10 protein-coding genes and 1 tRNA gene are annotated in these 10532 nt (G+C 45.5%); 8 read left to right on the top strand and 3 right to left on the bottom strand.

Features of this window, described 5'->3' with window-relative positions:
* Positions 1 to 307 precede the first annotated feature (307 nt).
* From BREVNS_RS04380 to BREVNS_RS04390, 3 genes are read right to left on the bottom strand one after another with little or no spacing between them, the layout of a single operon-like run.
* Positions 308 to 1507: a DegT/DnrJ/EryC1/StrS family aminotransferase gene (locus tag BREVNS_RS04380; protein WP_483427838.1), complete on the bottom strand. Its 1200-nt coding sequence runs from the start codon at positions 1505 to 1507 to the stop codon at positions 308 to 310.
* Entirely contained in the window at positions 1504 to 2898 is a 1395-nt protein-coding gene (locus tag BREVNS_RS04385) for a polysaccharide biosynthesis protein (RefSeq protein ID WP_483427839.1), read from the bottom strand. The genes BREVNS_RS04380 and BREVNS_RS04385 overlap by 4 nt, the downstream gene beginning before the upstream one ends.
* 21 nt (positions 2899 to 2919) lie before the next feature.
* On the bottom strand, positions 2920 to 3936 hold the full coding sequence (locus BREVNS_RS04390; protein ID WP_483427840.1) for a LacI family DNA-binding transcriptional regulator: 1017 nt from the start codon (positions 3934 to 3936) through the stop codon (positions 2920 to 2922).
* Positions 3937 to 4261: 325 nt separating this feature from the next.
* Between BREVNS_RS04390 and BREVNS_RS04395 the strand changes: the two genes are divergently transcribed.
* The 8 genes from BREVNS_RS04395 (at position 4262) to BREVNS_RS04430 (ending at position 10444) form a co-directional block, all read left to right on the top strand.
* The gene (locus BREVNS_RS04395; RefSeq protein WP_483427841.1) at positions 4262 to 4804 is read left to right on the top strand and encodes a DUF1858 domain-containing protein; all 543 of its coding nucleotides are present in this window, start codon (positions 4262 to 4264) and stop codon (positions 4802 to 4804) included.
* A 1-nt stretch (position 4805) separates the two neighbouring features.
* Positions 4806 to 5594 (top strand): DUF438 domain-containing protein, encoded by a 789-nt coding sequence (locus tag BREVNS_RS04400; RefSeq protein ID WP_483427842.1) that lies wholly within the window; start codon positions 4806 to 4808, stop codon positions 5592 to 5594.
* Between the two features lie 29 nt (positions 5595 to 5623).
* Entirely contained in the window at positions 5624 to 6031 is a 408-nt protein-coding gene (locus BREVNS_RS04405; protein ID WP_483427843.1) for a PAS domain-containing protein, read from the top strand.
* A gap of 11 nt (positions 6032 to 6042) precedes the next feature.
* On the top strand, positions 6043 to 7095 hold the full coding sequence (locus tag BREVNS_RS04410; RefSeq protein ID WP_483427844.1) for a 2-hydroxyacid dehydrogenase: 1053 nt from the start codon (positions 6043 to 6045) through the stop codon (positions 7093 to 7095).
* A gap of 156 nt (positions 7096 to 7251) precedes the next feature.
* Entirely contained in the window at positions 7252 to 8157 is a 906-nt protein-coding gene (locus BREVNS_RS04415; RefSeq protein ID WP_483427845.1) for a DMT family transporter, read from the top strand.
* A gap of 372 nt (positions 8158 to 8529) precedes the next feature.
* Complete coding sequence (locus tag BREVNS_RS04420; RefSeq protein WP_483427846.1) at positions 8530 to 9390, top strand: hypothetical protein; 861 nt, start codon at positions 8530 to 8532, stop codon at positions 9388 to 9390.
* A gap of 9 nt (positions 9391 to 9399) precedes the next feature.
* Positions 9400 to 10320: a hypothetical protein gene (locus BREVNS_RS04425; protein ID WP_483427847.1), complete on the top strand. Its 921-nt coding sequence runs from the start codon at positions 9400 to 9402 to the stop codon at positions 10318 to 10320.
* A gap of 50 nt (positions 10321 to 10370) precedes the next feature.
* Positions 10371 to 10444, top strand: a tRNA-Arg gene (locus BREVNS_RS04430).
* Positions 10445 to 10532 lie beyond the last annotated feature (88 nt).

Genomic DNA, 10532 nt, shown 5'->3' on the forward strand with positions numbered 1-10532 from the left:
AAATAGGTATTCAGTGTCATATGGAGAAGACACATGGTCGAAAGTTTTTCTCTGGAAGTTGTCTTTTGAATAAGAAAAATCCCTGTTTTGAAACCCTTGCACGGGTGTGTTTTCTCTCCCTGTCTGGGTCAGGGGCTACGCCCCTGAAACCCCGATTTTTCTGTTTACAAGGGCTTATTTGCCTTTTTTATTCCAAAAAATAGGATTATTTATTACATAAAGAAACACATTTAACTTGATTTTTGCTTTTTATTACTTTTTCGAGACCTTTGCACGAATGTGCAAAGGTCTCGTTTTTCTTATCCCCTTACTTTGAAGATACTATCTCACCAAGAACCCGAATCACCGTTTCCCTCTCTTCCTCGGTATGAGCAGAAGAAAGAGGAAGACTGATTTCTCCCTGATAAAAGGCTTCTGTCACCGGAAAATCGTCCGCTCGATAACGAAGAAAACGATACGCCGGGTGATAGTACAAAGGAATAAAATGCACATTCGCCTGAATCCCAGCGGCTGCAAGTTCTTTGATAAGAGTATCCCTCCACAAAGGAGGAACCCTGAGAGGATACAGATGGTACGACGGCTCCCCTTCCCAGGGGGGATTGTGGGGGATAATAAGAGAAGAAAACCGGCTTAAATGCTTATTGTAAGCCTCTACATGGGCCTTGCGCTTCGCAAGCATACTCTCATACCGTTTCAATTGAGAAAGCCCAATAGCGGAAGCAATGTCGGTGAGATTACATTTATAGCCGGGGAGCTCTATAGCATACTGCCAACCACCCCCCTCATACTTCTGTCGTGCATCCTTGTTCTGCCCATGGAGCATCAGAAGTCGAAGTCCTCTCTCAAGCGCTTCATCATAGGGTCTCAATCTCTCAGACCAGGAGACACACCCCCCCTCAGCCGTGGTGAGATTTTTCACCGCATGGAAAGAAAACACACTCACATCGGCCACCGCTCCAACCCGTTTCCCCTTGTAGGTAGCCCCAAGACTATGAGCCGCATCAGCCATCACAAGAATTCTCCCTATCCACTCCTGGGGGGTGTTTTTGCGAGGACGAAACAAGTTTTTTGACCCCTCCGCTATCTCCAGAAGCCTCTCATAGTCGGCACTCCACCCCCCATAATCCACAGCCAAAATAGCCTTGGTGCGCCTTGTAATAGCCTTTGCCACCAAAGAAGGATTGATATGATAGGTCCCCGGTTCAATATCCACTAACACAGGCTTTGCCCCCACATGAAGAATCACATTCACCGTGGCGGCAAATGTCAAAGGCGTCGTTATCACCTCATCCCCCTGGCCTATTCCCCAGAGCCGAAGGACCATTTCCATACCAGCGGTTGCCGAATTCATACACACCACCCGGGAAACCCCAAGAAAACGAGCCAACTCCTCTTCAAAAGCCTTTGTCACAGGCCCTGTGGTAATCCACCCAGAACGAAGTACCTCGGTAACCGCCTGAATTTCTGCTTCGGTAATGTCCGGCGGGGAAAAAGAAACCTTTCTCATAGGGATACCCCCTGATAATCGGTAAGCCACCTCTTCAAAAACTGTCTCACCTTTTCCGCGTTGTAGGTCTTTATAGCCTCCTCGGCCTCTGCAAGAAACCTCTCTCGCTTTTCAGAAGACCAGAAAGTTTCCTCCTCCGTATAAAAAAGCTTTTTGAAAGTTGATGGATGAAGTTTTTGTGGATTCTCGACAAGTTCCTCGGTAAGCTTCTCCCCCGGCCTGAGACCTGTAAACACAATCTCTATCTCCTCAGGCCTATGTCCATAAAGGGCTATCAGGGTCTTTGCCATATCTAAAATAGAAATAGGTTCTCCCATGTCCAGAATATGGATATCCCCCTCCAAAAGAGTCGCTGATTGAATCACAAGCCTCGCCGCTTCACGAATAGACATAAAATAGCGCTTCATGTCCGGGTGGGTGATGGTCACCGGTCCCCCCTGCTGAATCTGTCGAATAAAAAGCGGAAGCACACTCCCTCTCGACCCAAGGACATTGCCAAATCGAACAGCAGAAACCCGGATGCCATCCTCTCTTCCCGCACTGAGAACAAGAAGTTCTGCCAACCGTTTGGTAGCCCCCATCACTGAGGTGGGATGGACCGCCTTGTCCGTGGATATCATCACAAACCTCTGCGCCCCCGCTTCCTTTGCCGCCTGATAGACATGCCATGTCCCTAAGATGTTATTCATCACTGCCTCATGGGGAAACTCTTCCATAAAAGGCACATGCTTGTGGGCCGCCGCATGAAAAACCACATGGGGACGAAGGGAAAGAAACTCATGCCTCATCAGATCCCTGTCCCTGATATCGGCAATCCGATAGCTGAGACGATTGTCCCTCACCGACTGAAGAAGTTCATAGAGAGAGTTTTCCCCTCTCCCTACCGCCACCACCCTTTGAATAGGAAGAGAAAGAAGTTGACGCACCAGTTCAGAGCCTATAGAACCTCCCCCGCCCGTCACAAGAACCACCTTGTCCTCATAAAGAGGCCGAAGCCTTTCTGGATCCAAGGTAACCTCTTCCCTCCCTAAAAGATCAACAGGTTCTATTTGCCGCACCTGACTCAGGGAAACCGTCCCCTCAATAATCTCCAATAGACCAGGCACTACCTTGATATGAACAGGTGTATAGGCCAGGGCCTGAAATATCCTGCGCATGGTCTGCCGACTTGCTGAAGGAATAGCTATCAAAACCTCATCAATCTCGTAGCGAAAGATGATATCCCTCGCCTCATCAAGCCGACCCAACACAGGCTTTCCAAAAAACTCACTGTGAAATGGCTGATCATCAAGAAAACCAACAATATCATATCTATCACTTCGATGGGCAAGAATCTCCCGTGCAAGGCTCTGTCCCGCACTTCCTGCCCCAATAATAAGCAGTTTTCGCATGTCACTTCCCCACAAAAAATCTTACTCTAAGGCCTTGGTCGTCTTCCGCACCACAACCGTTGGTATAAGCGCCACCTGTTCTGGTTTGCTTCCTGGATGATTCATGGCCTGAACAAGCATATCAAGGGCAATACGGGCAATGGTCTGAAACGACTGTTGAACCGTCGTGAGACCAAAAAAGTCAGCAAAGTCCATATCATCGTACCCCACCACCGATATCTCATCGGGAACAGCTACCCCAGCTTCCTGACAGGCCTCAAGCACTCCCACGGCCTGAAGATCACTGGTAGCCATAATGGCGGTAGGACGATTCTTCATCTTGAGAATCTTGTGGGTCAAAAACCTCGCCCCTTGCCTTGACCAGTCATTGACAAAGACAAGATCAGGATCAAAAGGAATCTTGGCCATATCAAGGGCTAGACGATATCCCTCATGACGATTCTTGGCCACAGCTAAATGAAAGGGATCCTCATGAGCCCCATTGATAAGAGCAATCCGCTTGTGTCCCATCTTGGTGAGATGCTGAGTGGCATGAAACATACCCATCACGTTATCAAAATAGACAGAAGGAAAGCTGGGATGGACATTGTCAAGCAAAACAAGGGGAAGTTCAGATTGCATCGCAAGAAAGGCCTCCTCTTTCAAAAGCGGAAGGGAAATCACAATAAGGCCATTGAGTTTTTTCTCCCCAAATATCTTCTGAATAGTACGGCTTTTGATTTCAGGGGTTGCGGCATCATACAGGACCAGTTCATAGGGAAAAGGAATCACCTGCGAGATATGAGAAAGAACCTTGTAAAAAAACTCCCCGAAAAAGAAAGGCACAAGAATCCCTATCTGATTGGACTGATGAGAGTGGAGACCAGCCGCAAGGGGCGATGGGTAATAGTTGAGTTCCTCAATAGCCTTGAGTACACGTTCTTTTGTTTCATGGGCAACGTTTGTCTTGCCGTTAATCACACGAGATACGGTGGCAGCAGTAACCCCCGCCTTTTTTGCCACATCGTAAATGGTCACTCGCTTGTGGTTTTGACCCATGATACCCTCATCTCTAAAAGTTTATTACGTTTATTATAAATCTCTCTTAGTTTCCTGTCAATGGGTTTGGGAAGTTTTTTGGATTGGCCACCATAAAAGATATAGAACAAAGAAAAAATAATATCTCTCTCATAAAAATACTCCCCTTAATTCTTAGCAAGGAGATTTTCCTTCCAAAAACCAGTCCAGAGAATTCGAGTCCTTAAAAGGATTATTTTCTGATTTTTTGTGAAATAAAAAAAGAAAAAAGTTTTAAAAACATACTAAAATACTTGACTTTTTCTTTTTCAAAAAGTATACTAAAATTGTAGGAAAAGGAGGTTATATGGAAAAGAAGCTTATCACTCCTGATGATACCATCTATGACATTGTCACCCGTTATCCAGAGGTTAAACAGCGACTTTTAGAAATTTCTCCCCGTTATCAGAATTTGAATAATCCAGCACTTTTCCAAACAGTGGCAAGACTCACCACTGTCAAAAAAGCCGCCGCTATGGGCAACATATATCTGCGAGAGATGCTTTATCAACTTAATGATGCCATCGGATTGGGAGAAGAGTATCTCCAACAAGAAAAGTCTTCCACAGCAAATCTGTCAATGAATCCAGACATTTACCGGCCAACAGAAAAACCTCCCTGGTGGGAACAAAGAACTACTTTTCCTCTTCTCGATGTACGTGGCAAATCTCATCCCTTCGAAGAAATTACCACCACCGTCCAGAGATTAGAACCAGGAGAAGGTCTCTTAGTCATCCAGGAGTTTGTCCCTTATCCGTTAATTGATTATCTCAAAACTCAACAATATGAGGTGTTTTACGAAACCAAAGATTCCACTGTAATAGTGGGATTCTACAAAAAGGAGGCCTGATATGGCAGATATTCTTCTCTCACCGGCTCAGACAGATCTCCGAGAAAAACTCAAAACCATGATGAGAAAAATTAAAACGGAAACCACCTCCACTGAGATTGAAAAGATGAAATCAGATTTCAAATCCCTCCTTGATCAGGCAGACCCTCTTGTTATTGCCATGGCAGAACAGGATTTGGCCTCAGAAGGGATGAGTATGAATGAATTTTTAGCCGTATGCGACATTCACCTTGAACTTTTCCGCGAGAAGATCCAGAACCCTGACCTCAAAGTACCGGAGGATCATCCTATTGCAAGATTTCAGGAGGATCATCGTATCATTCTTGCGTGGATGGACAAACTCCGGGAAACTATCAAAGAAATAGCCAATTACGATAACTGGAACGAGGTGGAATCCCATCTCGCCAAAGTGAAGTTCCTTTTAGAAAAATTGATGGAAGCTGAAAACCACAATGTCCGGCAGGAAAGCGCTCTTTTTCCCGCTCTCGAACAAAAAGGCATAGAAAAACCTCCCGCTATTATGTGGCAAGAACATACTGAAATGCGTCAGGATAAAAAGGCCCTTCTCCTTCTCTTCGAGAAGGCAAAAGAGATGGATTTTACTTTATGGGTTAATCAAATGTATACCCTTTCCATGAGACTTTACGAAAAGTTTTTGTTGCACACACAGAAGGAACAGAATATTCTCTACAAGGTGGCTTTGGAGGTTCTTTCACAACAAGACTGGTTAAATGTCAAAGAAGCCACAGAAGAAGTTGGTTTTTTTGCTCTTTCTGAGGAAAAGAAGTAAACTATAGACGAAATAATAGGAGGAAAAAGATGAATCTGAAAGAACTTTCCATTGAGACCATTGAGGCTATTATGGATGCTTTGCCGGTAGATGTGTCGTTTGTGGATGCAGAGGACAGGGTGAAGTTTTTTAACACCCCCAAACATGGAAGAATATTCCCCCGTACCAAAATGGACCTGAACCGAAAGGTACAGAACTGCCATCCCCCAAAAAGTCTTCCCTTAGTTGAAAAAATCTTGAATGGTTTCAGGGATGGAAGTCGCCAGGAGGCTCGCTTCTGGATTGACCTTCATGATCGAAAGATTCTGATTGAGTATTTTCCGGTTCGGGATGAGAGTGGCGCCTATTTAGGGACTCTTGAGGTCACAAGAGATATCACCGATATTCAAGCCCTGCGGGGAGAAAAACGCCTTCTTGATGAGGAAAATTTCAAATAGCGAGGAGAGGTATGAGTTTCAAGATAGCCTTCTTTGATTCCAAACCTTATGACATGGAGAGTTTTGACCGTTTCAATACCGACTATGGGTTTGAACTTCGGTACTTCAAAGAGAAACTCTCTGATGATACGGTTTTCATGGCCAAGGGATATGATGCAGTATGTCTTTTTGTGAATGATGAGGTCACCTCCTATGTCGTTGATCAACTCGTGGCCATGGATGTCAAACTCATCGCGATGCGATGTGCAGGCTACAACAATGTGGATCTCAAGGCCGCCTATAACCGTATCCACGTCGTTCGTGTACCGGCCTACTCTCCCTATGCTGTGGCGGAACATGCCCTTGCCCTCATGATGACCCTCAACCGCAAAATCCACAAGGCCTACACCCGTGTCCTTGACAAAAACTTTACCATCCAGGGGTTGATGGGCTTTGATATGCATGGCAAAACGGTGGGGGTTATTGGCACAGGACAGATTGGTCAGATCATGATCCAGATCCTGAAAGGGTTGGGGATGCGGGTTTTGGCTTACGACGCCTTCCCTAAACAGGATATTGCCCAGAATCTTGGATTTACCTACGTGGACTTAGATACCCTTTACCGGGAATCGGATATCATCACCCTTCACTGCCCCCTTCTGCCCTCCACAGAATACATGATCAATGCCGAGGCTATTGCCAAGATGAAAGATGGGGTCATGATTATCAACACCAGCCGCGGGAAACTCATTGATACCAAGGCTCTGATTGAGGGCTTAAAAAGCCGAAAGGTAGGATACGCCGGGCTGGATGTCTATGAGGAAGAGGGAGACTACTTCTTTGAGGATTATTCCACAGAGGTCCTGGATGATGATGTGTTAGCGAGACTTCTTACCTTCAATAATGTGATTGTCACCTCTCACCAGGCCTTTTTCACCCGTGAGGCTATTGATAACATTGCCCGTACCACCCTCCAGAATATCAAGGATTTCATTGACGGGAAGCCCCTTACCAATGAAATCTGTTATCGATGCGGCCAGGACCCCTCGAACTGTCAAAAGGTCAAAACGGGAAAGTGTTTTTAAGGACTTTCCTAAAAAATTTTTCCGTTTCCCCCATAGACTTTTTCTCTCATTTGCTTTATACTTTTGGGACTTTTCCACAGGAAAAAACAGGGAATAACCCTTCTGGCTGTCCTTTCTATAGAGGACAGCCTTCTGATCATCTCAAAAGGAGAACGTATGCGACTTGTCGGTATCGCGGCTGTCTTGGGAGCGGCAGCCATCTGGGCTTTAGAACCCATCATTGCCCGTCTCATCGGAACAGAGGTCTCTTTTGATCATTTACTCTTTTCAAGGGCTTTGGGATGTGTGGTGGTGTCTCTTTTCTTTTTCTTTGTTCGTCAAACCCTTCTGGACAAAAAAGAAGTTTCTCCCTCTAAAATCCACGTCGCTCATCTTCGGGCTCTTTTTCTTATCGGTTTTTTGGGCAGTTTTGTCTCTGACCTTTTGTATTTTGTGGCCATTCTCTTTTTCAAAACCCCTGTGGTGAACGCGGTTCTCATTGCCCACCTGCAGCCTGTCTTCCTTGTGTTATTCGGTCATTTCCTTTTCCATGAGGGGAAATTCTCTCTCTGGGATTACGGAGGAATCATGGCCATGCTTTTGTCCGCCATACTCGTCATGAGCGGGAGTCTCTCCAATCTTCTTGGGCTTCGCTTTGGCAACACAGGGGATCTCCTGGTTCTTCTTGCCACCCTCTTCTGGGCTCTTTCAGGACTTTTAGCCAAAAAGTATCTCCAGGATCTCCCCTCTTCTCTTATCACCATGGGAAGGTTTGCGGTAGCCACCCCTTTGTATGGTCTTCTTGCTCTTGTTGTGAGTCGCTCTCTCGTGCTCTCCTGGCCGTCTCTTCTCTTTGGGGCACTCATCGGCATTGGATATTTCTTCTATTACGAAGGACTTAAACGACTGAAAACCGCCCAGGCTGCCGCGTTAGAGCTTGCCTCTCCTGTCTTTGCTACGGCTTTTGGCTTTCTTTTTTTTCAAGAAACCGTCTCTTTTTTCAAATGGATAGGGATTATGCTTCTCTTTGTGGGAATTTTTGCCTTTGAACGGGCTTCTCAAAACCAGGAAAAGACCATATAGCGACCTTTGCACGGGTGTTTTCTTCCCCTGTCTGGGCCAGGGGCTACACCCCTGAAACCCCGCTTTTTCTGTTTACAGGGGCTTATTTGTCTTTTCTATTCAAAAAAATAGGATTATTGATTACGAGAAGAAATATTTTTATATTATTTTTTGTTTTTTATTACTTTCTTGAGACCTTCGCACATTCGTGCAAAGGTCTCAAGAGTTCTATCGATGTTTCAGCAAAAAGGGAGATAGGTTGAAACAAGGGAATAGCTTTCTCACAAAGAAAACGATCTCTACCAGCCCCACTTCGCTCACTCTTTCTCTCTGAAAACTTGTCTTTTTCTCATCACTCAGTTACAATAAACTATCCTGGAAAGGGAGATCATGATGAAAAAGATGATGCTTTTTGTCGGGCTCTTGGCATACCCCCTGTGGGCTATTGATTTTTTCTGGGATATCGAAAAAGCCAAAACAACCGAGGTGGTTCAATCTCTCCCGGCCTACCAGAGTACCATCAACTGGACTCAGGGGAAAATCCGGTGTGAGGTACGTCTTCCCTTTTCTGCCAATACCTCTCCCAATATAGGAAAAACACGAGCGCAAATAGAAAGCGAAGTGAGAAGTGAACTCAGGGAAAAACTTGTGAAAACCATGGGATATATTCAAATCTCAGATCTCTTTCTTCTCCGGGACTACTATTCCCTTCAGAGCCAGATCCGTAGCGAACTTCTTGAACGCGTCAACGAAGCCTTTTATTACCCCCTTGTGCACGAAGGAAATTTTGTCAAGGGCATAGCCGAGCTGGATTTTTTTGGTCCCAAAGGAATTGCCCCTCTCTTCTTTCGGGACATCAGCAAGGTATCTCTCACCTCTTATATTCAAAAGCAGCGAGACCTTGCCTGGTATGATGGCGTCATTGTGGATGTTTTTCTCTACACTCAGTTTCTCCCCTCCCTCTACTTCAGAATATACGACGAAGACAATAACCTCATCTATGGTCCTGAAGTCGTTGAGGAGAATGTTCTTTTCAACCAGGGAGTTTGTGAGTATGTGGCCAGTCTTGGAGCAGCTTTTCAAAGCCGTCGACTTGGTACAAAAATCTTTTATGTCGTTCCTTTAGCCGTCCGTGGCAGAAACCCCACCGAAGTCGTTATAAGCCGCAAAGACGCCAAAAAACTTTTGGCCAATGCCCGAACCCACGAAGCCCTCAAAACAGGCCGGGTTGTGGTGGTAAAACCCAATCCATAGGAAAACGCTATGGAACAAGAGAACCCTTGCTGGTGGGAGCCCTCCTCATCGTCTCTCTCACCCCATCATCACCTTCTCCACAAGAAAATAACCTCTCCCCCTCTTCGTCTTTTATTTTACCAAAAAAAGTCCACCTACCTTCGTTTACAGATCTCCCGGGATGACCTGCTTTATGAATCCTACCTTCCCTGGGAAGAATGGCTTCTTCTTTCCCACAAACTCAGCCTTTTTCTCTCTTCTTCCCCTCCTACCGAACATACGTGTGAAGAGGCTTTTGGGCTTTTTTGTGAAACCTTTCGTATTCCTTTAGCTATACTCAACACCTCGTGGATACAACTCTATTCCCATGGAGATCTTCCCCTCTGGATCTTCCCCACCCACAAAGAAAACACCCTCTGGGAATTTTTTCTGCCTATTGCCAATCCCAAATCCCTCTCAGGAAACCAGAAACGTTTGGTAATTTCAGATGATTCTCTTGCCGGCGCAGAACAAGAGATAAAAACTCTTCTCTCCCTTGCCCCTGCTACCCTTGTGGCAGGTGAGTTTCTCTTTTCGGTGGTATGGGACTCTGTCTATACCTCTCTCCATGTCATTGCCCACGGCAAGAAAGGCTCCCTTCTCCTCAATAACCAACCCATTTCCGGCCTTCCTGTTTTGGCTGAGGATCTGGCTTTTTTTCACTCCTGCGAAATACTCTTTTCCTCCCAATCCATCGCCGCTCATACCCTCTCTCAGGGAACACGCCATGTCATTGCCCCGGCCACTTCCCTTTTCGATGATGGTTCCCTTCTTGAGCCCATTTCCTTTTTTTATCAACTCTATACCTCTCATAACGCTCGTTATAGTTTTCATCTTACCTCACTTCTTTTCCTTTCCTTCAAAAAAAGTTTTCGGTTAGTTATGCCTTATCACCGTGTCTATAGTGGCTAAAGCAAAAATTGACAAAAACCCACTTTTTGCCTACAATAATATATTATAATGGGGCTATAGCTCAGAGGGATAGAGCAACAGTTTCCTAAACTGTGGGCCACAGGTTCGACTCCTGTTAGCCCCAAAAGGGGATGTCCGACGGATATGGATATCCCCTCTTTTTTTCTGAGCCCAAAAGTTGCCAAGAAAAAAAAACCATCCTATAATAAAAG

It is taken from the genome of Longinema margulisiae (assembly GCF_025266855.1).
Lineage (GTDB): Bacteria > Spirochaetota > Brevinematia > Brevinematales > Thermospiraceae > Thermospira.